This is a genomic window from Serratia sp. NFX21 (assembly GCF_048517035.1).
In the GTDB taxonomy this organism is placed as follows: Bacteria; Pseudomonadota; Gammaproteobacteria; order Enterobacterales; family Enterobacteriaceae; genus Serratia; species Serratia quinivorans.
In genome coordinates this window covers 288,781-313,472 of sequence record NZ_CP183196.1, presented here as the reverse complement: position 1 = coordinate 313,472, position 24,692 = coordinate 288,781, and the positions used below count along the sequence as shown (strand labels likewise).

The 24,692-nt window shown below is 56.2% G+C and carries 23 protein-coding genes; 8 read left to right on the top strand and 15 right to left on the bottom strand.

Annotated elements, in window-relative coordinates; genetic code table 11:
* Positions 1–128 precede the first annotated feature (128 nt).
* The gene (gene pfkA / locus ACNT1W_RS01485) at positions 129–1,091 is read left to right on the top strand and encodes a 6-phosphofructokinase (protein WP_012147481.1); all 963 of its coding nucleotides are present in this window, start codon (positions 129–131) and stop codon (positions 1,089–1,091) included.
* Between the two features lie 193 nt (positions 1,092–1,284).
* Complete coding sequence (locus ACNT1W_RS01480) at positions 1,285–2,274, top strand: sulfate ABC transporter substrate-binding protein (RefSeq protein ID WP_261409604.1); 990 nt, start codon at positions 1,285–1,287, stop codon at positions 2,272–2,274.
* A 66-nt stretch (positions 2,275–2,340) separates the two neighbouring features.
* Here ACNT1W_RS01480 and tpiA read toward each other — a convergent pair whose 3' ends face one another.
* On the bottom strand, positions 2,341–3,108 hold the full coding sequence (gene tpiA / locus ACNT1W_RS01475; RefSeq protein WP_012147479.1) for a triose-phosphate isomerase: 768 nt from the start codon (positions 3,106–3,108) through the stop codon (positions 2,341–2,343).
* A gap of 127 nt (positions 3,109–3,235) precedes the next feature.
* Entirely contained in the window at positions 3,236–3,826 is a 591-nt protein-coding gene (locus tag ACNT1W_RS01470; RefSeq protein ID WP_041419085.1) for a DUF1454 family protein, read from the bottom strand.
* A gap of 201 nt (positions 3,827–4,027) precedes the next feature.
* Here ACNT1W_RS01470 and ACNT1W_RS01465 point away from each other — a divergent pair, with 201 nt between their 5' ends.
* Positions 4,028–4,453, top strand: a complete 426-nt coding sequence (locus ACNT1W_RS01465; protein ID WP_112363578.1) for a DUF805 domain-containing protein — start codon at positions 4,028–4,030, stop codon at positions 4,451–4,453.
* Positions 4,454–4,462: 9 nt separating this feature from the next.
* Here ACNT1W_RS01465 and fpr read toward each other — a convergent pair whose 3' ends face one another.
* Together fpr and ACNT1W_RS01455 are read right to left on the bottom strand one after the other, a co-directional pair.
* Complete coding sequence (gene fpr, locus ACNT1W_RS01460; RefSeq protein ID WP_419246316.1) at positions 4,463–5,209, bottom strand: ferredoxin--NADP(+) reductase; 747 nt, start codon at positions 5,207–5,209, stop codon at positions 4,463–4,465.
* Between the two features lie 3 nt (positions 5,210–5,212).
* Entirely contained in the window at positions 5,213–5,836 is a 624-nt protein-coding gene (locus ACNT1W_RS01455; RefSeq protein ID WP_261097189.1) for a helix-turn-helix transcriptional regulator, read from the bottom strand.
* Positions 5,837–6,132: 296 nt separating this feature from the next.
* On the opposite strand from ACNT1W_RS01455, the gene emrD reads away from it, so the two are divergent.
* Complete coding sequence (emrD, locus tag ACNT1W_RS01450) at positions 6,133–7,317, top strand: multidrug efflux MFS transporter EmrD (protein WP_012147474.1); 1,185 nt, start codon at positions 6,133–6,135, stop codon at positions 7,315–7,317.
* 32 nt (positions 7,318–7,349) lie between these two features.
* Here the strand turns inward: emrD and glpX are convergent, their stop codons facing one another.
* The 3 genes from glpX to ACNT1W_RS01435 all read right to left on the bottom strand — a co-directional run bounded on the left by glpX (position 7,350) and on the right by ACNT1W_RS01435 (position 10,888).
* A complete protein-coding gene (gene glpX / locus ACNT1W_RS01445) occupies positions 7,350–8,360 on the bottom strand; it encodes a class II fructose-bisphosphatase (RefSeq protein WP_017894418.1) in 1,011 nt (336 codons plus the stop codon).
* A 130-nt stretch (positions 8,361–8,490) separates the two neighbouring features.
* Positions 8,491–9,999, bottom strand: coding sequence for a glycerol kinase GlpK (gene glpK, locus ACNT1W_RS01440; RefSeq protein ID WP_017894417.1), 1,509 nt, complete (start codon positions 9,997–9,999; stop codon positions 8,491–8,493).
* A 43-nt stretch (positions 10,000–10,042) separates the two neighbouring features.
* Positions 10,043–10,888 carry an MIP/aquaporin family protein gene (locus ACNT1W_RS01435; RefSeq protein ID WP_012147471.1) on the bottom strand — a complete coding sequence of 282 codons (846 nt, stop codon included), beginning with the start codon at positions 10,886–10,888 and terminating at the stop codon, positions 10,043–10,045.
* 539 nt (positions 10,889–11,427) lie between these two features.
* Between ACNT1W_RS01435 and zapB the strand changes: the two genes are divergently transcribed.
* Positions 11,428–11,667, top strand: a complete 240-nt coding sequence (gene zapB / locus ACNT1W_RS01430; protein ID WP_012147470.1) for a septal ring assembly protein ZapB — start codon at positions 11,428–11,430, stop codon at positions 11,665–11,667.
* Between the two features lie 56 nt (positions 11,668–11,723).
* Here zapB and rraA read toward each other — a convergent pair whose 3' ends face one another.
* The 7 genes from rraA to priA form a co-directional block, all read right to left on the bottom strand.
* Entirely contained in the window at positions 11,724–12,209 is a 486-nt protein-coding gene (gene rraA / locus ACNT1W_RS01425; protein ID WP_012147469.1) for a ribonuclease E activity regulator RraA, read from the bottom strand.
* Between the two features lie 80 nt (positions 12,210–12,289).
* On the bottom strand, positions 12,290–13,207 hold the full coding sequence (locus tag ACNT1W_RS01420) for a 1,4-dihydroxy-2-naphthoate polyprenyltransferase (RefSeq protein WP_012147468.1): 918 nt from the start codon (positions 13,205–13,207) through the stop codon (positions 12,290–12,292).
* Between the two features lie 92 nt (positions 13,208–13,299).
* Positions 13,300–14,634, bottom strand: a complete 1,335-nt coding sequence (gene hslU / locus ACNT1W_RS01415; protein WP_017894416.1) for an HslU--HslV peptidase ATPase subunit — start codon at positions 14,632–14,634, stop codon at positions 13,300–13,302.
* A gap of 12 nt (positions 14,635–14,646) precedes the next feature.
* Entirely contained in the window at positions 14,647–15,177 is a 531-nt protein-coding gene (gene hslV, locus ACNT1W_RS01410) for an ATP-dependent protease subunit HslV (protein WP_012147466.1), read from the bottom strand.
* Between the two features lie 102 nt (positions 15,178–15,279).
* Positions 15,280–16,230 (bottom strand): cell division protein FtsN, encoded by a 951-nt coding sequence (gene ftsN / locus ACNT1W_RS01405; protein ID WP_419246315.1) that lies wholly within the window; start codon positions 16,228–16,230, stop codon positions 15,280–15,282.
* A 65-nt stretch (positions 16,231–16,295) separates the two neighbouring features.
* Entirely contained in the window at positions 16,296–17,324 is a 1,029-nt protein-coding gene (cytR, locus tag ACNT1W_RS01400) for a DNA-binding transcriptional regulator CytR (protein ID WP_012147464.1), read from the bottom strand.
* Positions 17,325–17,612: 288 nt separating this feature from the next.
* The gene (gene priA / locus ACNT1W_RS01395; RefSeq protein ID WP_112363574.1) at positions 17,613–19,808 is read right to left on the bottom strand and encodes a primosomal protein N'; all 2,196 of its coding nucleotides are present in this window, start codon (positions 19,806–19,808) and stop codon (positions 17,613–17,615) included.
* 198 nt (positions 19,809–20,006) lie between these two features.
* Here priA and rpmE point away from each other — a divergent pair, with 198 nt between their 5' ends.
* Positions 20,007–20,222, top strand: coding sequence for a 50S ribosomal protein L31 (rpmE, locus tag ACNT1W_RS01390; RefSeq protein ID WP_012147462.1), 216 nt, complete (start codon positions 20,007–20,009; stop codon positions 20,220–20,222).
* Between the two features lie 81 nt (positions 20,223–20,303).
* On the opposite strand, the gene metJ is transcribed toward rpmE, so the two are convergent.
* Positions 20,304–20,621 (bottom strand): met regulon transcriptional regulator MetJ, encoded by a 318-nt coding sequence (gene metJ, locus ACNT1W_RS01385; RefSeq protein ID WP_012147461.1) that lies wholly within the window; start codon positions 20,619–20,621, stop codon positions 20,304–20,306.
* 317 nt (positions 20,622–20,938) lie between these two features.
* Here metJ and metB point away from each other — a divergent pair, with 317 nt between their 5' ends.
* Together metB and ACNT1W_RS01375 are read left to right on the top strand one after the other, a co-directional pair.
* Complete coding sequence (gene metB, locus ACNT1W_RS01380; protein WP_012147460.1) at positions 20,939–22,099, top strand: cystathionine gamma-synthase; 1,161 nt, start codon at positions 20,939–20,941, stop codon at positions 22,097–22,099.
* Between the two features lie 2 nt (positions 22,100–22,101).
* Positions 22,102–24,537: a bifunctional aspartate kinase/homoserine dehydrogenase II gene (locus tag ACNT1W_RS01375; protein WP_419246314.1), complete on the top strand. Its 2,436-nt coding sequence runs from the start codon at positions 22,102–22,104 to the stop codon at positions 24,535–24,537.
* The last annotated feature ends 155 nt before the right edge of the window (positions 24,538–24,692 follow it).

Below are 24,692 nucleotides of genomic sequence, written 5' to 3'. Positions count from 1 at the left end.
AGCTGGGTGTTTTTGTTATAATATCCAGCAATAAGCCGTAAAGCTGATTTTCTACAGCCGGAGAGGTTCCAGGACAATCGGCGAATACAGAATTCTTAAGAAATTGCATCTACAGTTCAGAGGTAGTCATGATCAAGAAAATCGGTGTACTGACAAGTGGCGGTGATTCGCCGGGTATGAACGCTGCGATCCGTGGCGTTGTGCGTGCTGCACTTTCAGAAGGTCTGGAAGTTTTTGGTATTTACGATGGCTACCTTGGCTTGTACGAAGATCGCATGGAAAAATTGGACCGCTACAGCGTGTCCGATATGATCAATCGCGGCGGCACCTTCCTTGGTTCAGCCCGTTTCCCGGAGTTCAGAGACGACAGCGTACGTGCCAAGGCGATTGAAAATCTGCAAAACCGCGGCATTGATGCGCTGGTGGTGATTGGCGGTGACGGTTCCTATATGGGGGCTAAACGCCTGACGGAAGAAGGTTTCCCTTGTATTGGCTTGCCGGGCACTATCGATAACGACGTGGCCGGTACCGACTACACCATCGGTTTCTTCACCGCGCTTGAAACCGTGGTGGAAGCGATTGACCGCTTGCGCGATACCTCATCTTCACATCAGCGTATTTCTATCGTTGAAGTGATGGGGCGTTATTGCGGCGATCTGACGCTGGCGGCGGCGATTGCCGGCGGTTGCGAGTTCATCGTGTTGCCTGAAATTGAGTTCAACCGTGAAGATCTGGTTTGTGAAATCAAAGCCGGCATCGACAAAGGTAAAAAACACGCGATTGTGGCAATCACCGAGCATATCTGCGATATCGATGAGCTGGCGCGCCATATCGAGCAAGAAACCAAGCGTGAAACCCGCGCTACCGTGTTGGGGCATATTCAGCGCGGTGGTTCACCGGTAGCCTACGACCGTATTCTGGCTTCCCGTATGGGTGCTTACGCCATCGAGCTGTTGTTGCAGGGCTACGGCGGCCGCTGTGTCGGTATCCAAAACGAGAAGATGGTGCACCACGACATCATCGATGCGATCGAAAACATGAAGCGTCCATTCAAGGGCGACTGGCTGGAAACGGCGAAAAAACTGTACTGATCCCGTTTTAATTCAGTCAACAGAAGCCTCCGCATGCGGAGGCTTTTTTTATGCCTGCTGCGGTTATATTCCAGAATCGTCTAGCCCAACATTTTTTATTCTTTAATTGATAGCCGAGTTTCTGGCAGGCTCTGATGCTAAATCAACCGATTGAGGTTGCGATTATTTTTCCTGGGGGAGCGAGTCGATGCGTATGCGTAAATGGGGTGTAGGTCTGACAATAATGCTGCTGGCGTCCGGCGCCATGGCGAAAGATATCCAATTGCTGAACGTTTCATACGACCCGACGCGTGAGTTCTATCAGGAATATAACACCGCATTCGGTAAATACTGGCAGCAGCAGACCGGCGATAAAGTTACGGTGCGTCAGTCGCATGGTGGCTCCGGCAAGCAGGCGACTTCGGTGATTAACGGCATTGAGGCCGACGTAGTGACACTGGCACTGGCCTATGACGTGGACGCTATCGCTGAGCGCGGGCGCATTGATAAAGAGTGGATCAAACGTCTGCCGGACAACTCGGCACCTTATACCTCGACCATTGTGTTCCTGGTGCGCAAAGGTAATCCAAAGCAAATTCACGATTGGGCGGATTTGATCAAACCGGGCGTCTCGGTAATCACCCCGAACCCGAAAACCTCTGGCGGCGCGCGTTGGAACTATCTGGCGGCCTGGGGTTATGCACTGCATCAGAACAATAACGATCAGGCCAAGGCGCAAGAATTCGTTAAAAACCTGTATAAGAACGTCGAAGTGCTGGATTCCGGTGCGCGCGGTTCAACCAATACCTTCGTTGAACGCGGTATCGGTGATGTGCTGATCGCCTGGGAGAACGAAGCGCTGCTGGCGGAAAAAGAGCTGGGCAAGGACAAGTTTGAGATTATCACCCCAAGCGAATCGATTCTGGCCGAGCCGACCGTGTCGGTGGTGGATAAAGTGGTTGATAAGCGCGGTACCCGTGATGTGGCTACGGCTTACCTGAAGTATCTGTATACGCCGGAAGGGCAGACCATCGCGGCGAAAAACTATTACCGTCCACGCGATGCGGCGGTAGCGGCCAAGTTTGCCGCTCAGTTCCCAAAACTGAAACTGTTCACCGTGGATGATACTTTCGGCGGCTGGACTCAGGCGCAGAAGGTGCACTTTGCCACCGGCGGCGTGTTTGACGAAATCAGCAAACGTTGATGCTCAATGGGCACCAATAAAAAACCCCGGCAAGCCGGGGTTTTGTTATTTATAAGCCGGGAGAAATCAGGCTTTTTTAGCAGCAGCAGCGGCTTTGACGATCACGGCGAAAGCATCGGCTTTCAGTGATGCGCCGCCAACCAGCGCGCCGTCGATGTCCGGCTGAGTGAACAGCTCGGCAGCATTTTTGTCGTTCACGGAGCCGCCGTACTGGATGATCACTTCTGCAGCCACGGCTGCGTCCTGCTTGGCGATGTGATCGCGGATAAATTTGTGTACTGCCTGTGCCTGCGCAGGAGTGGCAGACTTGCCGGTACCGATAGCCCAAATTGGCTCATAAGCGATAACCGCGCCTTTAAAGGCTTCTGCACCCTGGGTTTTCAGTACGGCGTCGATCTGACGTGCGCAAACTTCTTCGGTTTTACCCGCTTCGTTTTCAGCGTCAGTTTCACCGATGCACAGCACTGGGATCAAACCCGCAGTTTTCAGCACGGCAAATTTCTCGGCGATCGCAGCGTCAGTTTCTTTGTGGTAAGTACGACGCTCGGAGTGGCCGATGATGATGTATTGCGCACCAATATCTTTCAGCATGTCGGCGGAAACTTCACCGGTGAATGCGCCGGACAGGTTCACGTCTACGTTTTGGGCACCCAGAGCGATGCGGCTGCCGGCCAGCGCGTGCTTGGCCTGGTCCAGGTACATGACCGGTGGTGCGATAGCGACGCCACAACCGTCAACACTGCTCAGTTCATTGCGCAGTGCGGCGATCAGTTCGTTAACCATGTGAGTGCTGCCGTTAAGCTTCCAGTTACCCATAACTAATGGATGACGCATGTTTTTTCCTCCAACAAGGGAACGCGAGAGTCGAAATAACCACTGCCGGACCGGCAGTTTACCTGCCCAACAGTATAGAGATGATTAAGCGCGAAGGCTTTGCTTTTCGTCATTAAATGACCGGCTGTTACGGCTCGGATAGCGTCAGCTTAACCGGTTCAACAGCGAAAGTTACCCCTTTATCGCCGTTGTCCGCGACCACATAACGGATCGCACCGACCTGCTGTTGGTAAAAGCGTGACCCTTTGCCTTTCTCCAACAGGTTGGCCACTTTGCTCAGGCTTTTTTCCACCGTCAGCGCCGGTTCAAACTGGCGCATCAGTGCGGCCATATAGTTGATGGCAATGGTGCGGGCCGCCTTTTCTTCGCTGCTTTGCTGCAGCGGCAGATGGGTAATTTGCAGCGTTTTGATTTTGCCGGTGCCCTTTTCCAGCGCAGTGGAGGCGTAGAGATTTTCGTTCAGCTTGCTGGCGGCACGCGTCAGCAGTGGCGTATCGTCCTCTGCGGTTGCGATGGCGCGAAATTCGCCAATCGGCAGCGTCGGGTTGTCGCGGTTATATTTTTCGCGGAATTTGACCACCGTCAGATCAAAGGTCGGTGCCCCGGCCAGCAGATACGGCGCGGTGGGCGATGCACTGACGGCGGCATCCGGCGGATCGGCCCAGGCGCTGCTGATACTCAGCAACAGGCAGGCGATGGCGATGGTTTTTCTCAGCATGGTATAACACGGCATCAAGAACAAAGATGGCTCCGATTAAAGCGATAACCCAGGGGGATTGTCAAAGATCCCGCGCCATTATCGCTTGCTGACAGGAAAGCTGTGCGTTACTCCGCGTAATGCAGGGCAGAAATCTTCGCCCGGCAGCGCCTATGTTACACTGCACGGCAGAATATGGGCAGGCTAACAACGCAGGATTCAATGACAATACAACAGTGGTGCTTTTCGTTTAAGGGCCGAATTGGGCGGCGTGACTTTTGGATTTGGATGGTGCTGTGGCTGGTGCTGATGGTTGTGGCTTTTTCTCTCGCCAGTCGTGAACTGGTGGATATCCAGACCATCGCATTCTTTATCGTGGGCTTGCTGTGGCCGACGGCGGCGGTGTTGGTGAAACGGCTGCACGACCGCAATAAAGCCGGCTGGTGGGCGTTATTGCTGATCCTGGCGTGGTTGCTGGCGGCGGGCAACTGGCAGATGCTGGCACCGCTCTGGCAATGGGGCGTCGGGCGTTTTATCCCGACGCTGATCATTGTGATGATGATGATCGATTTGGGCGCCTTTGTCGGCACGCCCGATGCCAACCGTTTTGGTCCGCCGGCCGAGCCGGTGAAGTTCAGCGCACAATGAGGCCGTACGCTACCAGTATTGCTCGCTGGTGATATGGCCAGGCTTGCGGCGCAGGTGCTTGCGCATCTGCCGCTGATCCTTCAGCGTTTGCTGGGTATCCCGCACCATTTGCGGGTTACCGCACAGCATGACGTGGTCGGTTTCCGCGTCGAGGGGTAATCCCACCGCCGCTTCCAGCCGTCCATCCTCGATCAGCGCCGGTACGCGGCCGGTCAACGAGCCGGTGACTTCTTCGCGGCTGACAATAGTCTGAATGCGCAGTTTGCCGTTGTAACGCTGCTGCAATTGCTGCATCAGCGGCAGGTAGCTGAGATCGCGCGCAAAGCGGGCGGCATGCACCAGCACCAGATTTTTGAAGCGATCCAGGTCTTTGCCTTCCTGCAGCATCGACAGGTAAGGGCCGATGGCGGTGCCTGTCGCCAACATCCACAGGGTGTCGCATTCAGGCACTTCCTCCAGCACGAAAAATCCGGCGGCCTCTTTGGTCACCATCACTTCGGAACCCGGTCGCAGTTGATTGAGGCGTGGGCTAAGTTTGCCTTCCGGCACGGTGACCAGGTAAAACTCCAGGTTCGGATCGCTGGGGGCGTTGACGTAGGAATAGGCGCGCTGCACGCGTTCGCCGTCAATTTCCAGCGCCAGTTTGGCAAATTGCCCGGCGGTAAAGGGAGCAATGGGGGCATGGACGGTGATGCTGAACAGCCCGTCGGTCCATTGCGTGACTTGTGTAACCTTGCCATTAACCCAGTCAGCCATACTCTAAAGCTCCAATGGTCGAATCAAATAAGCGCAATGTCGTGAGCCGGAAATAGCATGCGCAGTACGCTCTATGCGATAACCCTGGCCAAACAGACGGTTAAACAGTTGCAGCTCCGAGTTGCACAGGCTGCTGCAGGCGGTGGCCGCCACGCCGATTGGGCAGTGGTTTTCCACTAGCAGCATGCCTTGCGGGTGCTCTAACAGTTCGGCCATGTAGCCATCATGCTGCCGCAGGCGCACCAATCGGGCGAGTTTGGCCTGATGGCAGTCTTCCTCAGACAGTTCTTCAGCATAGCGCTGATAAAGCTTGTCTTCGCGCGCGCTGAGCAACTGCTCCACCCCTTCGGTGCCAAACAACTGATGGGCGGATCCCAACAGCTCTGTCGCCAGCCGATCGTGGCCATTGGCAAACTGGGCGTGGCCCTGCTGGGTCAGCGACCAGTAGCGTGTGGGGCGACCTACCTTGGTACGCGCTTCCTCGTAACCCACCAGCTCACGTTTTTCCAGAGATTGCAGATGCTGACGGATACCCATGGGGGTGATGTCCAGACGCTCAGCCAGCATTTTGGCAGAGTGCGGCCCCAAGGTTTTTAACTGCAATAAAATCAGCTCTGTTGTCTTCATAAACCCAATCCCTATGGCGTTATTTTATTTCAAGATGATGAAAATAATTATCGATTAAATGCTAAAGCCAAACTATTGAAAGTTTGCCATTTTTAACCCATAAGCAGTAGACGTACAGTTTAATTTACGAGGCTGGTTGGCTTTGCTGCCACTGTGACGGAGATCAATATTTGCCGGAAACTCGCTAAAAAAATTAAATTTGTTAGCTTATGCCGCCATAGAGGGCTGCTCGCCGTTCTGGCTGAATTAGGGGCCATACCGGGACGCTGTGACGAGTTAATACGTTAACGAAGATAATGAGAAAAATAGAAAACTTTCACCTGTTGGTGATGCTTACCCTGTTAGTGGCCGTCGGTCAGATGGCACAAACCATTTATGTCCCCGTGATTGCTGATATTGCCAAGGATCTGTCGGTGCGCTCCGGTGCCGTGCAGCGCGTGATGGCGGCTTATCTGATGACCTATGGTTTCTCGCAGTTGATTTACGGCCCGCTGTCGGACCGTATTGGCCGTCGGCCGGTGATCCTGGCCGGGATGATGATTTTTATGATGGGTGCGCTTGGCGCGCTGTTGTCCACCAACCTGACGATGCTGGTTGCCGCCAGTGCCATTCAGGGGATGGGGACCGGCGTGGCGGGGGTGATGGCGCGAACCATGCCGCGTGACCTGTATGCCGGTACTTCGCTGCGCTATGCCAACAGCCTGCTCAACATGGGCATTCTGGTCAGTCCGCTGTTGGCACCGATCATCGGTGGGGCATTGGCGATGATATTTGGCTGGCGCGCCTGTTATGCCTTCCTGTTGGTGTTGTGCGCCGGCGTGGCCTTCGCCATGTTCCGCTGGCTGCCGGAAACCCGACCGCAGCAGACCGAAAAACGGCGCATGCTGGCAAGCTTCCGCAAGCTGCTGGCGGACAGCACTTTCAGCTGTTATCTGGTGATGCTGATCGGTGCTCTGGCGGGGATCGCGGTCTTTGAAGCCAGCTGCGGCGTGCTGATGGGCGGCGTACTCGGCCTTAGCGGACTGACCGTCAGTATCCTGTTTATTCTGCCAATCCCGGCGGCGTTCTTTGGTGCCTGGTATGCCGGTCGTGACGGCAAAAGCTTCCACAGTCTGGTGTGGCATTCGGTGATCAGTTGCCTGTTGGCGGGCCTGATGATGTGGATCCCCGGGTGGTTTGGCGTGATGAATATCTGGACGCTGATTGTGCCGGCTGCGCTGTTCTTCTTCGGTGCCGGGATGTTATTCCCGCTGGCCACTACCGGGGCGATGGAGCCGTTTCCTTATCTGGCCGGTGCGGCCGGCGCATTGGTCGGGGGCATGCAGAACATGGGCTCCGGCCTGGCGACCTGGCTTTCCGCCATGCTGCCGCAGACCGGGCAGTTCAGCCTCGGCCTGCTGATGTTTGCCATGGCGTTACTGATTTTGCTGTGCTGGTGGCCGTTATCGCACCGGATGCAGCATCAGGGACATACCGTATAAAACTGACAGGGCGCCGAAGGCGCCCTGATTATTTACAGCAGGAACTCGTGCAGCGCCGGGTCTTTACGATCCAGATAGTGGGTTGAGCGGATACGGCGGATAGTGCGTGATTTGCCGCGGATCAGCAGGGTTTCCGTGGTGGCCATATTGCCCTGGCGGCTAATGCCTTCCAACAAATCGCCCTTGGTGATGCCGGTGGCGGAGAAAATCACGTTGTCGTTGCGCGCCATATCATCCAGCAGCAATACCTTGCCGGCTTCAATTCCCATCTCTTTGCAACGCGCCAGTTCTTCCTCACCGATGCGGCGATTCTCGGCGCTGTCGCCCTTCACCTGGTGGCGCGGCAGCAGGCGTGCCTGCATATCGCCGTCCAGAGCACGGATCACCGCGGCGGAAATGACCCCTTCAGGCGCGCCGCCGATACCGTACATCACGTCGACTTCACTGTCGGGCATACAGGTCAGGATTGAGGCCGCCACATCGCCGTCGGGGATAGCGAAGACTCGTACCCCGAGTTGCTGCATCTGGGCAATAACGCCGTCGTGACGCGGCTTGGCCAGAATGACCACCGTCAATTGACTCAGCGGTTTGCCCAGACAGACCGCGACCTTGTTCAGGTTCTCGGCCAGCGGCAGGTTAAGATCGATCGCGCCGCGCGCTGCCGGGCCCACTACCAGTTTTTCCATATACATGTCAGGGGCGTGCAGGAAGGTGCCGCGATCGCCCACCGCCAGTACAGCCAACGCATTGGGCTGACCCATGGCGGTCATGCGGGTGCCTTCGATCGGGTCGACGGCGATATCCACCGCGTCGCCCTGGCCGCTGCCGACCTGCTCGCCGATATACAGCATTGGCGCTTCATCAATTTCGCCTTCGCCGATCACGATGCGGCCATCGATATCCACTTTATTAAGCATAATGCGCATTGCGTTGACCGCAGCACCATCGGCGGCGTTCTTATCGCCGCGTCCCAACCATTTGTAGCCCGCCAGCGCGGCAGCTTCGGTAACACGGGAAAATTCGATGGCTAATTCACGTTTCATGGCAAAACCTGTCTGTGAGAAAGGGAGAAAATATCGACAAAGTTTATCACAGCGGGCGATGGTGGGGCGGGGCAAAAAAAACGCGCCACCCGGAGGCAGCGCGTGATGAGGTCAACAAAGCAAAACAGCGTTAGTCGTGCTCTTCCCATGCTTGCGCGCGGGCAACCGCTTTTTTCCAGCCGCTGTAACGGAAGTTACGCTCGGTGGTTTCAATGCTTGGACGGAACTCACGCTCGATGACCGCCTTGCTCTTCACTTCATCCAGGTCATTCCAGTAGCCGATAGCCAGGCCTGCCAGGAATGCGGCACCCAGTGCAGTCGACTCACGCACCTCAGGACGCTCTACACGGGTCCCGAGGATGTCAGACTGGAACTGCATCAGGAAGTTGTTGGCGACCGCACCACCGTCCACACGCAGCGATTGCAGGCGGGTGTTGGAGTCGGCCTGCATCGCATCCAGCACGTCGCGCGTCTGATAGGCAATGGATTCCAGCGTGGCACGGATAATGTGGTTGCTGTTCGCGCCACGGGTCAGGCCGAAGATCGCGCCACGGGCATACGGGTCCCAGTAAGGCGCGCCCAGACCGGTAAAGGCAGGCACCACATATACCCCGTTGCTGTCTTTCACCTTGGTGGCGAAGTATTCGGAGTCGGCCGCATCGCTGATCAGTTTCAGCTCATCGCGCAGCCACTGAATAGAAGCGCCGCCGATGAAGACTGCGCCTTCCAGCGCATAGTTCACTTCGCCGCGTGGGCCGCAGGCGATAGTGGTCAGCAGGCCGTGGCTGGAACGTACTGCTTCTTTGCCGGTGTTCATCAGCAGGAAGCAGCCGGTGCCGTAGGTGTTTTTCGCCATGCCCGGTTGAACGCACAGTTGGCCGTACAGTGCCGCCTGCTGGTCACCGGCAATACCGGCGATAGGAATACGCGTACCGCCTTTACCACCGATGTTGGTCTGGCCGTACACTTCAGAGGATGGACGGACTTTCGGCAGCATCGCGCGCGGGATATCCAGCGCTTCCAGCATGCGCTCATCCCAGTCCAGCTCATGGATATTGAACATCATGGTGCGCGAGGCGTTGGTGTAATCGGTCACATGCACCCGCCCCTGGGTCATTTTCCACACCAGCCAGGTGTCGACGGTACCGAACAGCAGCTCGCCGCGCTTGGCGCGTTCACGGGCACCTTCAACGTGATCGAGGATCCATTTTACCTTGGTGCCGGAGAAGTACGGGTCAACCACCAGGCCGGTGTTGTGACGGATGTACTCTTCCATGCCGTCGCGTTTTAGTTTTTCACAGATATCGGCGGTGCGGCGGCATTGCCAGACGATGGCGTTATAGATCGGTTTGCCGGTGTCTTTTTCCCAGACGATGGTGGTTTCGCGCTGGTTGGTGATGCCGATGCCGGCGATCTGATCGGAATTGATGTCGGCTTTCGCCAGCACTTCCACCAGCGTGGAGCTCTGTGATGACCAAATCTCCATTGGATCATGCTCAACCCAGCCGGCTTTCGGGTAAATCTGCGTGAATTCACGCTGCGACACCGCAACAATATTGGCATCGTGGTCTAGCACTACGGCACGTGAACTGGTAGTTCCCTGGTCGAGAGCGACAATGTATTTTTTTTCTACAGTCATGATTTTAGTCCTGCTGTTGTTAACCGTTTTAAAACTGTGCCAATCACGCTTTACGCTGCTGAGCCTTGGCGGCGGGTTTTTCTTCTTCTACGCAAACGTCACACGGCAGATTGCGGCCAATGAGCATGCGGTAGCCGAAGGCACCCAGGCAGGCACCGATGATTGGGCCAAAGATTGGCACCAGGAAGTACGGGATATCACGCGCACCGGTGAAGGCCACTTTGCCCCAGCCGGCCAGATAAGCGAACATTTTCGGACCGAAGTCACGGGCCGGGTTCAGCGCAAAGCCGGTCAATGGTCCCATAGAGGCGCCGATCACGGCAATCAGAATACCGATTAACAGCGGTGCCAGCGGGCCACGTGGAATGCCGTTGCCGTCGTCGGTCAGCGCCAGGATCAGGCACATCAGGATCGCGGTAATCACCGTTTCAACCAGGAAAGCCTGACCCACGGAGATGTGTGCATTAGGGTAGGTGGAGAAAATGCCGGCCAGGGCCAGGCTTTCGTCGCTGCCACGTACCATATGGTTGGCCGCTTCAAAATCGAAGAACAGGTTGTAATACAGCCCGTAGACCAGCGCTGCGGCGCAGAAGGCACCGGCGATCTGCGCGACGATGTAAGGCAATACTTTGCGTCCGTCAAAGCAGGCGAACAGCCACAGTGCGATGGTGACTGCCGGGTTGAGATGCGCACCAGAGATGGCAGCGGTCAGATAGATGGCCATGGCAACGCCCAGGCCCCAAATGATACTGATTTCCCACTGGCCGAAGCTGGCGCCAGCCAGTTTCAACGCGGCAACGCAGCCTACGCCAAAAAATATCAACAGGCCGGTGCCGAGAAACTCGGCGATACATTGGCCTTTTAGGGTCGGACTGGTGGTTTGGCTCATAATGTTGTTGTCCTGCAAAACGGCGGTTATGGGTTTATAGGCTCTGGGTGTGTATCGATCTGGCCTATGGGTACAGTTTTTTTCATCTCGTCCAATTATTAATTGAGGACGTGATGTAAATTTATCGTTAACGAACATAAACGAGAAATAGCGAAATCAAAATGTGTGTGCTTCGTCATAAAATTGAGCGAATTCGCGTCGTTTTGTGTTCTTTCTGCTCCATGAAACTGTGATCTGACCAGTGATTTGGCCACCGTTCGTTAACAAAGCGATTTACGCGTGGTGAGTATTTTCAGTTTTTGCTGATAGTGGCGGCAGGAAAATTGCAACAGACTGCGCGTTGAGCCGGATGTTGCTAGACAGTCGGGGACAGGCTACTTACAATCGTTTTTATCGAAAGAAGCGTTTTATCGAGACAGGCGCGTTATTTTCAATAAAAGCGTGTGTCACTTGGCGCGATGCATATTCGCAGCAGTTGCAACCAAAGTTGCGGCCGTTACCTATAGATGTACGCCTTGCTATCATGAGGGGACTGAAGAATGTCATTTGAAGTATTTGAGAAATTGGAATCAAAAGTTCAGCAGGCGATCGATACCATCACCCTGCTGCAGATGGAAATTGAAGAGCTGAAAGACAAAAACAACACTCTTTCACAGGAAGTTCAGGCTGCCTCTGGCAACCACGAATCGTTGGTACGCGAGAACCAGCAACTGAAAGAAGAGCAGCACGTATGGCAAGACCGTCTGCGTGCGCTGTTGGGCAAAATGGAAGAAGTCTGATTCCGTATTGCACGATCGAAAAGGGCGCCTTAGGCGCCCTTTTTCCTGTCTGAAAATCACTCGATATCGAGTGGATCCTCGGACAGGATAATACCGGTATTGTCGGCATACAGATGATCGCCGGAGAAGAAGGTCACACCGCCGAAGTTAACGCGGATGTCGCTTTCGCCAATGCTCTCACTGGCGGCGCCGACCGGAATGGCCGCCATTGCCTGAATGCCGATGTCCATCTCTTCCAGATCGTCTACCTGGCGAACCGCGCCGTACACCACGATGCCTTCCCACTCGTTCTGGGTGGCCAGACGTGCCAGTTCTGCGTTGATCAGGGCACGACGTACCGAGCCGCCACCGTCAATCACCAGGACGCGACCACGGCCGTTTTCTTCAAGCAGCTCGAATAACAGACCGTTATCCTCAAAGCATTTCACCGTAGTGATTTGCCCGCCAAATGAAGTACGCCCGCCAAAATTGGAGAATAGAGGCTCAACTACGTTCACCTCTTCGTGATAGATGTCGCAAAGTTCGGAAGTATCGTATTTCATAGGATTTTACGTCTGTTTGCCGCTGGAATAACCAGTATATCCCTTTATTCGCCCTGTTGGCAAAATCATCAGTTCGATGGCTAACTGAGCACCACGCCGATAGCGAACAATATATTGGCCAGCAGCGCCGCCTTGACCATATGTTCAAGCATCGGCCGCATACCGGCTGGCGTAGGGTCACGCAACACGCGTAAGCCATGGCGTACCAGCAACGGGATAGCCAAGACAAACAACCAGCCCCACAGGCTATGCAGGTTGAGCAACGTGAACAGCGTAAAGCACGCCACCGCGCCGATCAGCAGCAACAGGTGGTAATAACGCGCCTTCTGCGGCCCGAGTCGGACTGCCAGGGTATTCTTGCCGTTGGCGCGATCGCTTTCGATATCGCGCAGATTATTGATATTGAGCACCGCCGCTGCCAGCAGGCCACAGGCGGTGGCCGGCAGCATCACGATGCTGTCAAAGGCGTGGGTTTGCAGGTAGAAAGTGCCTGCGACGCTCAGCCAGCCGAAGAACACCAGCACCGAGATATCGCCCAAGCCCAGATAGCCGTAAGGTTTGTTGCCGACGGTATAGGTAATGGCTGCGACGATAGAAAGCCCGCCCAGCACCAGGAAGCCCACCACATCGCTGGGTTGTTCACAGGCTACGGCAATTAGCGAACTGCCGGCGATGGCGATCAGTACCACCGTTACCACCAAAGCCCGTTTCATCTGTGCCTGGGTGATCATGCCTTTTTGCATACCACGTAGCGGCCCGATGCGGTCTTCCTTGTCGCTGCCTTTTACCGCATCGCCATAGTCGTTCGCCAGGTTGGAGAGAATTTGCAGCAGGCCGGCCGTCAGCAGCGCCAGCAGCGCCACGCCGGGCTTCAGGCTACCTTGCCAGGCGGCAATGGCGGAACCGACGACGATCGAGGCAAAGGCCAGCGGCAGGGTGCGCGGTCGTAAACTTTCAAGCCAGGCTCTGGCCGGGGAGATGGTAGTTGATGAGCTCATTTTTCGCTTCAGAGTTAGTGGCTGTGTCCGTTAGAAATAGTTGTGGGAGGCAAATGCCTCCCACAGATGACTGACTGGACATGATTGAGCGATTATAGGATAAAACGACTCAAATCTTCATCCGCTACCAGTTCATCCAGATGATTACCTACGTAATCCGCATCAATTGTAATGGATTGACCGTTAATTTCACTCGCATCATAAGAAATATCTTCCATCAGACGCTCAAGCACGGTGTGCAAACGACGTGCGCCGATGTTTTCGGTGCTTTCGTTAACCTGCCATGCGGCTTCGGCGATGCGGCGGATACCTTCGGCGGTGAACTCGATATTGACGCCTTCGGTGCCCATCAGTGCTTTATACTGCTCGGTCAGCGAAGCGCTTGGCTCGGTCAGAATACGCTCGAAATCTTCGGTGGTCAGCGCCTGCAACTCAACGCGGATCGGCAGACGACCCTGCAGTTCCGGGATCAGGTCTGAAGGGCTGGCGGTCTGGAATGCGCCGGAAGCGATAAACAGAATGTGATCGGTTTTCACCATCCCGTGCTTGGTGGAAACGGTACAGCCTTCCACCAGCGGCAGCAGGTCGCGCTGCACGCCTTCGCGAGACACGTCCGGGCCGGAGCTTTGGCCGCCGCGCTTACAGATTTTGTCGATCTCGTCGATAAACACGATGCCGTGCTGCTCAACCGCTTCGATCGCCTGTTCTTTCAGCTCTTCCGGGTTCACCAGCTTGGCGGCTTCTTCTTCCACCAGCAGTTTGAAGGCTTCTTTGATCTTCAGCTTGCGTGGTTTCTGCTTCTGGCCACCGAGGTTCTGGAACATTGACTGCAACTGGTTGGTCATTTCTTCCATGCCAGGAGGGGCCATGATTTCTACGCCCATCGGTGCGGCAGCCAGATCGATCTCAATTTCCTTGTCGTCCAACTGGCCTTCACGCAGTTTCTTGCGGAATGCCTGTCGTGCCGAGGACGGCTCCTGATGCTCTTCCGCCTGGCCCCAGTTGTTCTTGGCCGGTGGGATCAACACATCAAGGATACGTTCTTCCGCCAGCTCTTCGGCGCGGGTACGGTTCTTGTCGATTGATTGCAGACGCACCATTTTGATCGCAGCATCGGTCAGGTCGCGGATAATAGAATCCACTTCTTTCCCAACGTAGCCCACTTCGGTGAACTTGGTGGCTTCAACCTTGATGAACGGCGCGTTGGCCAGTTTCGCCAGACGGCGGGCGATTTCGGTTTTACCGACGCCGGTCGGGCCGATCATCAGAATGTTCTTTGGCGTGACTTCGTGGCGCAGCATCTCGTTGAGCTGCATCCGGCGCCAGCGGTTACGCAGGGCGATGGCAACGGCACGTTTGGCTTTGTTCTGGCCAATGATGTAACTGTCCAGTTCGCTGACGATCTCGCGCGGGGTCATTTCAGACATAGTATTCGATCCTTACGCTTTGGAAGGCAATTCTTCAATGGTGTGGAAATGGTTGGTGTAAATACAGATGTCACCGGCGATGTTGAGAGACTTATCAACAATTTCGCGGGCGCTCAGTTCGGTATTTTCCAACATCGCGCGGGCGGCTGCCTGGGCGTACGGACCGCCGGAGCCAATCGCAATCAAATCATTTTCAGGCTGGATCACGTCACCGTTGCCGGTGATGATCAGCGAGGAGTTTTCATCCGCGACTGCCAGCAGCGCTTCGAGCTTGCGCAGCATGCGGTCGGTGCGCCAGTCTTTCGCTAATTCAACGGCTGCTTTCACCAGGTGACCCTGGTGCATTTCCAGCTTGCGCTCGAACAGCTCAAACAGCGTGAAGGCATCCGCGGTGCCACCGGCAAAACCGGCAATCACTTTGTCGTTATACAGGCGACGCACTTTCTTGACGTTGCCCTTCATTACCGTATTGCCCAAGGTAGCCTGGCCATCGCCACCGATCACTACCTGGCCGTTACGGCGTACGCTTACAATTGTTGTCACGAGCAGACCCTCGTTGAAGACGGAAAGAAGCCCTCGCAGTATCTGCTTGCGCAGACACTACGAGGCATATTGAGAGTATAGATGGGGGGGGATTGAAGCTTTTCAACCCCCAACGGAGAGGGGAATGCAACTTGACATGCCTACGCCCTTCAGGCGCGACAGGGTTTTGTCCGCAGCAGCCCGGCTGCTGTATGGGCCGAGCACCACACGATTCCAGCCGCCGCCGGCGGTGATACGGCTTTCAATACCTTCAAACGCCAGGCGCGCACGCACGGATTCTGCCTGGTCGGTTGCACGGAACGAGCCACACTGCACCATCCATTTTTGCTTCGACTCTGGCTTGGTTTCCTGCTTGGCCGTTTCCTGTTTCACTTCCGGCTTGGTTTCCGGTTTGACCTCAGGTTTCGGCTGCTTAATCTGCACCGGCGGCTGCGTTACCGGCTGCGGCTGCGGCTTGGGTTGTGGCTTCGGCTGAGCCGGCTGCTGTACCGGTGCTGTCGTCGCGCCGTTGTTAAACGGGTTACGCGGTTGAGTCACCGGTGGTTGCTGCACCTGTTGCTGCTGAATCTGCTGTTGTTGCACCTGCTGCTGCTGCTGCTGACGGCTACGTGCGGCGGCCTGGGAAGGGTCGTTATACGGCACTTCATTGAGCTGTGTCGGACGTTGTTGCATATCCGCCTGCATTTGATCCAGCAGTTGGCGTTGCTCTGCAGTCAACTGAGTCTTGGAGTTGGCTTCACCGCCTGCCGTAGGTTCGGTCGGGGTTTGCACGCCAATCTGACGATTCTCCAGCTCTTTGATGTAGCGCCAGCGTTCCTCCGGTTTCGGCGGCAAGCCGTTACCTGGACGATTGCTGTGCACAGGCAGCAGCGGCGCATCATCCGGCTTGTTGTGCGTAATGAAATAGAGGCCACCGATAAAGACAACCAGAAGTGCGACGGCTAACGCCAACACGGTTTTGGAAACCTTCGGAGAACTGCGTTTTTTACGGCTGGGGGTTTTACGCTTAGCTCCTGCTGCGCGCCCACGGCTTACATAGTCTTTTTGTGCCACTATTATTCCGCTGTGTCCTGATGAGGGGATAAGTCCGTCATGTTACTGAACCCTAAAATATTTGACTAGCGTTTCGGGGCAGCGGTGCTGCCTCTGATAATCAATTCACTGTCCAATAGCCGGGAGCCGCTTGCCACGGTCTGCCCGTGTAGCTGCTCCAACAGCAATAACATGGCCTGCTGGCCAATCTGGTAGCGCGGTTGAGCCACTGTGGTTAACGGTGGATCGCAATACTGCGCCAGTTTGATGTCGTCAAAGCCGATGATAGAAAGGTCCTGCGGTACCCGCAGCCCCATCTTTTTCGCCTGCGACAGCACGCCAATGGCCATCACATCACTGTGGCAGAACACTGCCGTCGGCGGTTTTGGCTGTGCCATCAACGTTGCCAGCGCCTGAGCGCCAGCCTCGTAGGTGAAATCACCCCGGGTAATATAGCTGCTTTCGACGGTAATGCCATTACGACGTAGCGCCTGAATGTAACCTTGCAGGCGATAATGGCTGAGCGGCATCTGTTCCGGCCCGGCGACACAGGCGATTTGCTGGTGGCCGAGCTGATGTAAATAATGCACGGCTTCGAAGGCGGCGGTCAGGTTATCGATGTGCACCGTCGGCAGTTCCAGCTCCGGAGCAAACTCGTTGGCCATCACCATCGGCGGCAGGTTACGCTGCTCTTCCTTGCTGGCATCGAACGGCAGGTTAGAGCCGAGCAGCAGCATGCCATCGATTTGTTTGGTAATGATCAGGTTGACGAAGGTGCGTTCCTGCTGGTTTTGCTGAGCACAGTCACCAATCAGCACCAGGTAGCCCTGTTGTGCGGCGGTTTGCTCGATCCCCTGGATCACATCGGCGAAAAACGGATCGCAAATGTCGGGGACGATCACCAGGATAGTCCGGGATTCGTTACGCTTGATATTGCGAGAGAGGGCATGAGGAGAATAGCCCACGGCCAGTACGGCCTGTTCCACTTTCTGACGCGTCGGCGTTGACACCTTTTCCGGGTTCATCAGCGCACGCGACACGGTTGCCGTTGAAACGCCCGCCATTTCGGCAACGTCTTTCATGGTTGCCATGGATAATTCTTTCTTGTGTTCCAACGCCTTTCTCCTTGCGTTAGCCCCATGCCAACGCGACGACTTCAGTTTGCTCACAAATTCTGGCGTGCGGTGGTGTTGTTATCATTTAGCGCCATCCGCGCTCAAACATTCCATCACTGTCCTGCAAGAGGTGACAAATTGCCTTCGCAGTTATTCTAAACAGAATACGTCCTGCCTTTGTTACCTAATTTGCATAAAAAGTGTGACCTGGGAAGGTTTTTTAGCGTTCGCTCGCAATTTCAAGGGTAAACGTTTGCATTGGATGAACTGAATCGGACTTTTCTGGGTTCAGCTATCTATCGGATCGATATCCAGCGTCCATTTCACCTTACGTGCCTGTGGCAGGGTACTGACCAGCGGCAGGGAGCTTTTCATTAACTGTTGCAGTACCCGCCGGGAAGGGTGTTGCAGCAGCAGTTGCCAGCGGAAACGACCGCCGCGTTTCGACTGCAGCGCCGGGACCGGCCCCATCACCCATAGCGAGTCGTCTTTCAGCGGGCTGGCTTCCAGCAGATTGCGCAGTTGCTGCAGGAACTGGGGGGCCTGCTGGTTATCGTGATCTTCCGAACGCACGATGATATGGCTGGTATAGGGCGGCAGGAACACGCTGTTGCGCTCCGCCAACGTCTGTTTGGCAAAGGCGTCGTAACCCTGTTGCAGCAGAATTTGCAGCAGTGGGTGTTCCGGGTGGTGAGTCTGCAACAAGACCTCGCCGGGCTTACCGGCACGGCCGGCGCGGCCGGAGACCTGGGTATACAGCTGGGCAAAGCGCTCGGCGGAACGGAAGTCGGCTGAGAACAGAGCGCCGTCGACATCCAGCAGGGCTACCAACGTCACATCCGGGAAATGGTGGCCCTTGGCCAGCATCTGGGTGCCGATCAAAATGCGCGAGCCGCCGCGGTGAATATCCGCCAGATGCTGTTCCAGCGAGCCTTTGCGGCTGGTGGTGTCGCGATCGATACGAGTGATCGGCGTTTCCGGGAACAGCGGCGCCAGTTCATGTTCCAACTGTTCTGTGCCGACGCCGACCGACACCAGATGAGTAGAGCCGCATTGTGGGCACTGGTGGGGGACCGGACGCTGGCTGTCGCAGTGGTGGCAGCGCAGTTGACGATGATTCTGGTGGAAGGTGTAGTAATGATCGCAGCGCTGACACTCGGCGATCCAGCCGCACTCGTGGCACAACAGCGCCGGTGCGTAGCCGCGCCGGTTAAGAAACAGCATCACCTGATTACCGGCCTTCAAATGGTGCTGCATGCTTTTCAGCAACGGCTGCGAAAGACCCACCTTCAGCGGCAGGCCTTTCAGATCGATCAGATGCTGCGTCGCCGGTTTGGCATTACCTGCACGCTGGGTGAGTTTGAGCTGGCGATATTTACCCAGTTGCACATTGTGCAGCGTTTCCAGTGCCGGCGTGGCGGTGCCCATCACCATCGGGATGTTTTCCTCGCGGGCACGGAATACCGCCAGATCGCGGGCGTGGTAGCGCCAGCCTTCCTGCTGTTTATAAGAGCTGTCGTGTTCTTCATCGATGATGATCACGCCCAGGCGCGAAAACGGCGTAAACAGCGCCGAGCGGGTGCCGATTACAATTGCCGCCTCGCCGCTGCGGGCGCGCAGCCAGACTGCCAGCCGTTCACTGTCGTTAAGGCCGGAGTGCAGCACCTCCACCGGGGCGTTGAAGCGTTCGCGAAAACGGGCAATGGTCTGCGGCGTCAGGCCGATTTCCGGCACCAGTACCAATGCCTGTTTGCCCTTCGCCAGGATGTTTTCCAGTACGCTGAGATAGACCTCGGTCTTGCCGGAACCCGTGACCCCGGCCAGCAGCCAGGTGGCGAACTGCTCGTCTTCGCTGCGAATGGCACCCACGGCGGTCGCCTGCTCGGTGTTAAGCCGCAGCCGTTCACCCAGCACTTCAAAACCGGGCCGCCAGTCCTGCACCGCCAACGTTTGAGAGCGTAAATCGATCAGCCCCTTGGCGCGCAATGCCTGCAAGGCGCTCTCGGTTAATTCCAGTTCACTGACCTGATGGCGATAGACCGGACGTTGCAGCAACGCGGCCAGCGCTTGCTGCTGCTTGGGCGCGCGTTTCAGGCTTTCCGGCAGCGTAGCGCGGCCCTGTTCGGTAGCGAACCACTGCCACAGCGGTGCCGCTTCAGCCGGTTTTCCCTGACGCAGCAGGATAGGCAATGCGTGGAACAGCACTTCACCGATGGGGTAATGATAATAGTCGCTGGCCCAGCGCAGAATGCGCCACAGGCTGGGTGAGAACAGCGAGGCGCTGTCGAGCACGCTGTCGATGGGTTTAAGCTTGTCCAGCGGCAATTCGCTGGTTTCGCTGCAGCCGGTGACGATACCGATCGCCCGTTGCTTACCCCAGGGCACACCTACGCGCGCGCCGACCGCCGGCTGCAGGCCTTGCGGCAGCAGATAGTCGAAGGTGCGGGCGAGGGGGACCGGCAAAGCAACGTGAACAACAGGCATGGGGTCATCCAGAGTGAAAAAAAGAGTCCATCAGTTTACACTGCGCATCGGCAAATGTACGGTTCCGATTGCGCGGTACTTTTAATTCTGTATAATTTGCCGCCTTTGGTATAATTCGATACCAAATTCTTTATCAACCACGTGTGGTGTCTGGCGAAACAGGGCTGGATAGCGACACGGCCTTAACTGAGGTTTCCCATGAAACAAGGTATCCACCCAAAATACGAAGAAGTTACTGCTAACTGCTCTTGCGGTAACGTGATCAAAATCCGCTCTACAGTGGGTCACGATCTGAACCTGGACGTTTGTGGCGAATGTCACCCGTTCTACACTGGCAAGCAGCGTGATGTTGCTACCGGTGGCCGCGTTGACCGCTTCAACAAGCGTTTCAGCGTGCCAGGCGCTAAGAAATAAGATTTCTTATCGTCAGATGAAAAAGGCGCCTTCGGCGCCTTTTTTCGTTTCTACCGTCTGCAAGCAAGTGCAGACCGGCGCTTAGTATTCCCAGGTATCGGGATCCACACCCAATTCACGCATCAGCAGTTTCGCGGCTTCCGGGATTTCATCGCTGCGTTCTTTGCGCAGGTCTTCGTCGTTCGGCAGCGGCTGGCCGGTAAAGGCGTGCAGAAATGCTTCGCACAGCAATTCGCTGTTGGTGGCATGGCGCAGGTTATTCACCTGGCGACGCGTCCGTTCATCGGTAAGGATTTTCAGGACCTTCAGCGGAATGGATACCGTGATTTTTTTTACTTGCTCGCTTTTTTTACCGTGTTCAGCGTAAGGGCTGACATACTCGCCGTTCCACTCAGCCATGGGACACCTTAAAATTGTCAGAAAAATTACAAAATTCTAAAAACCGGCCAATTATGCCCGATCTTCACTGTTCTCACTAAATAAATGTCAATTTTACGCGACCAGGGTCACTGAATGCGGACGATCAATAGGCGTCGCCTATGCATTCCGGGTTAACATCGTATCGTCATCTAAAACTGGCATAATTTTAGCGGGTATTAGGCTTTTGCTCAATCTATACGCAAAGAAGTTTAGATGTCCAGATGTATTGACGTCTATCCTCACTGCGATTAATCTTTAGGCCTCATTCATCCCAATCCCGAGAGCCGAGAGACCCTATGACGCGTAAACCTGCCACGATTGCCGTACGTAGCGGCCTGAACGATGACGAACAGTACGGCTGCGTTGTCCCGCCGATCCACCTTTCCAGCACCTATAATTTCACCGACTTCAACCAGCCTCGTGCTCATGACTACTCACGTCGCGGTAACCCGACGCGTGACGTGGTCCAGCGTGCGCTGGCGGAACTGGAAGGGGGCGCCGGTGCGGTGATGACCAGCAGCGGGATGTCGGCAATCCATCTGGTGACCACGGTATTCCTGCAACCCGGCGATCTGCTGGTGGCGCCACATGATTGCTATGGTGGCAGCTACCGTCTGTTCGATAGCCTGAGCAAGCGTGGCGCTTACCGCGTGCTGTTTGTCGATCAGGGGAATGAAGAAGCGCTGCAGCAGGCGTTGGCGCAAAAGCCCAAGCTGGTGCTGATTGAAAGCCCAAGCAACCCACTGCTGCGTGTGGTGGATATTGCGGCGATTTGCGATGCGGCACACGCCGTGGGGGCCTTGACGGTGGTGGACAACACCTTCCTCAGCCCGGCGCTACAGCAGCCGATTGGGCTGGGTGCCGATTTGGTGGTGCATTCCTGTACCAAATACCTCAATGGCCATTCCGACGTGGTGGCCGGCGCGGTGATCGCCAAAGATAAAGATCTGGCGGTGGAATTGGCGTGGTGGGCCAATAATATCGGCGTGACCGGTGGCGCGTTCGACAGCTATTTGTTGCTGCGCGGCATGCGCACGCTGTCACCGCGTATCAAGGCGGCGCAACAAAACGCCGATGCGATTGTCAGTTATTTACAGCAGCAACCCTTGGTGAAAAAGCTGTATCATCCTTCTCTGCCTCAGAACCCTGGGCACGAGATTGCACGTCGTCAGCAACGCGGCTTTGGCGCGATGCTCAGCTTTGAACTGGACGGTGATGAAGCGCTACTGCGCCGTTTTCTGTCTGCCCTTGAGCTGTTTACTCTGGCAGAATCCTTGGGCGGCGTAGAAAGCCTGATCTCGCATGCAGCGACCATGACCCACGCAGGTATGGCGGCAGAAGCCCGTGCGGCGGCCGGTATTTCCGAGAGCCTGCTGCGTATCTCCGTGGGTATTGAAGACAGTGAAGATTTGATTGCCGATCTGGAACGAGCCTTCCAGGCGGCGGCAACGAGGTAAGCATGAATGCAATTGCGGTAGCAGGGCCGGTGAGCGGGCGTCAACTACACAAGTTTGGCGGCAGCAGCCTGGCAGACGTGAAGTGTTATCTGCGGGTGGCCGGGATCATGGCCGAATACAGCCAACCGGGTGACATGATGGTGGTATCGGCTGCCGGCAGCACCACCAACCAACTGATTAGCTGGCTGAAGCTCAGTCAAAGCGATCGTCTTTCTGCACATCAGGTTCAGCAGACGCTGCGTCGCTATCACAGCGAATTGATTGGCGGCCTGCTCCCACCGGAAACTGCCGAGCCGTTGATCGCCGATTTTATTCAGGATCTGGAGCGTCTGGCGGTGTTGCTGGACGAAAAGCTCGACGACGCCGTATACGCCGAGGTCGTTGGGCACGGTGAGATTTGGTCGGCGCGGCTGATGGCGGCGGTACTGAACAAGCTGGATATGCAGGCCGCCTGGCTGGATGCGCGTGACTTCCTGCGCGCGGAGCGTGCCGCTCAACCCCAGGTTGACGAAGGCCGCTCTTATCCATTGCTGCAACAGTTGCTGGCTCAGCACCCGGGCAAACGCCTGGTGGTGACCGGCTTTATTTCACGCAACGACGCCGGTGAAACCGTGTTGTTGGGGCGTAACGGCAGTGACTATTCCGCTACCCAGGTCGGCGCGTTGGCCGGTGCGGAGCGCGTGACCATTTGGAGCGACGTGGCCGGGGTTTACAGCGCCGATCCGCGCAAGGTAAAAGATGCCTGCCTGCTGCCACTGTTGCGGTTGGATGAAGCCAGTGAACTGGCTCGCCTGGCGGCACCGGTGCTGCATACTCGCACCCTGCAGCCGGTGTCCGGCAGTGATATCGATCTGCAACTGCGCTGTAGCTATCAGCCGGAACAAGGCTCAACGCGTATCGAACGCGTGCTGGCCTCCGGCACCGGCGCGAAGATTGTCACCAGCCATGACGACGTGTGTTTGATTGAGCTGAACGTTGCCAGCCAGCATGACTTCACACTGGCGCAGAAAGAGCTGGATTTGGTACTCAAGCGCGCGCAAATCAAACCGCTGGCGATCGGCATTCACCCTGACCGTAATCTGGTTCAACTGTGCTACACCTCGGAAGTGGTCAATAGCGTGCTGCGTACCTTGCAGGAAGCGTCATTACCGGGTGAGCTGCGGCTGCGTGAAGGCCTGGCGCTGGTGGCGCTGGTGGGCGCGGGCGTTTGCAAAAATCCGCTGCACAGCCACCGTTTCTATCAACAGTTGAAAGACCAGCCGGTAGAATTTATCTGGCAGGCCGAAGACGGCATCAGCCTGGTGGCGGTACTGCGTCAGGGGCCGACCGCGTTGCTGATCCAGGGCCTGCACCAGACCCTGTTCCGCGCCGAAAAAAACATTGGCCTGGTGCTGTTCGGTAAAGGCAACATCGGCGCACGCTGGCTGGAGCTGTTTGCCCGCGAGCAGAAAAATATTTCCGCCCGCAGCGGCTTTGAGTTCAGCCTGGCGGGCGTGGTGGACAGCCGCCGCAGCCTGCTCAATTACGATGGGCTGGATGCCAGCCGCGCCCTGGCGTTCTTTGAGGACGAAGCACAGGAGCTGGACGAAGAGTCACTGTTCCTGTGGATGCGTGCGCATCCGTTCGACGATCTGGTGGTGCTTGACGTGACCGCCAGTGAGGAGCTGGCCGAACAATATCTGGATTTCGCCAGCTATGGCTTCCATGTGATCAGCGCCAACAAGCTGGCGGGCGCGTCTTGCAGCGATAATTATCGCCAAATCCGTGATGCTTTCGCCAAAACCGGCCGCCACTGGCTGTATAACGCTACCGTCGGTGCCGGCCTGCCGGTTAACCATACGGTGCGGGATTTGCGTGACAGCGGCGACAGCATTCTGGCGATCAGTGGGATCTTCTCCGGTACGCTTTCCTGGCTGTTCCTGCAGTTCGACGGCACGGTGCCGTTCACCGAGTTGGTGGATCAGGCCTGGCAGCAGGGGCTGACCGAACCGGATCCGCGGGTCGATCTCTCCGGCCAGGACGTGATGCGCAAGCTGGTGATCCTGGCGCGTGAAGCGGGCTACGATATTGAGCCGAATCAGGTACGAGTCGAATCGCTGGTGCCTGCGGGGGCCGAACAGGGCTCTGTCGATCAGTTCTTCGAAAACGGCGATGCGTTGAACCAGCAGATGCTGCAACGTTTTGAGGCCGCCAGTGAAATGGGGCTGGTGCTGCGCCACGTGGCGCGTTTCGATGCCAATGGTAAGGCGCGTGTCGGCGTGGAAGCGGTACGGCCTGAACATCCGCTGGCATCGTTGCTGCCGTGCGATAACGTGTTCGCTATCGAAAGCCGCTGGTACCGCGACAACCCACTGGTGATCCGCGGGCCGGGTGCCGGGCGTGACGTCACTGCCGGTGCGATCCAGTCAGACCTTAACCGTTTGGCGCAGCTGCTTTAATTTTCTTGTGGGCGCGGATCAACCGCGCCCCTCGTTTTTCCTGCCATAATTATTCTTATTCTGAACGTGAAATTCTTTCTCTTAACGGGTGAGGATTAATCATCTTATTCCCCTCAGTTTCCTGTTGACTCTTTAGTCAACATACGGCATTTTCT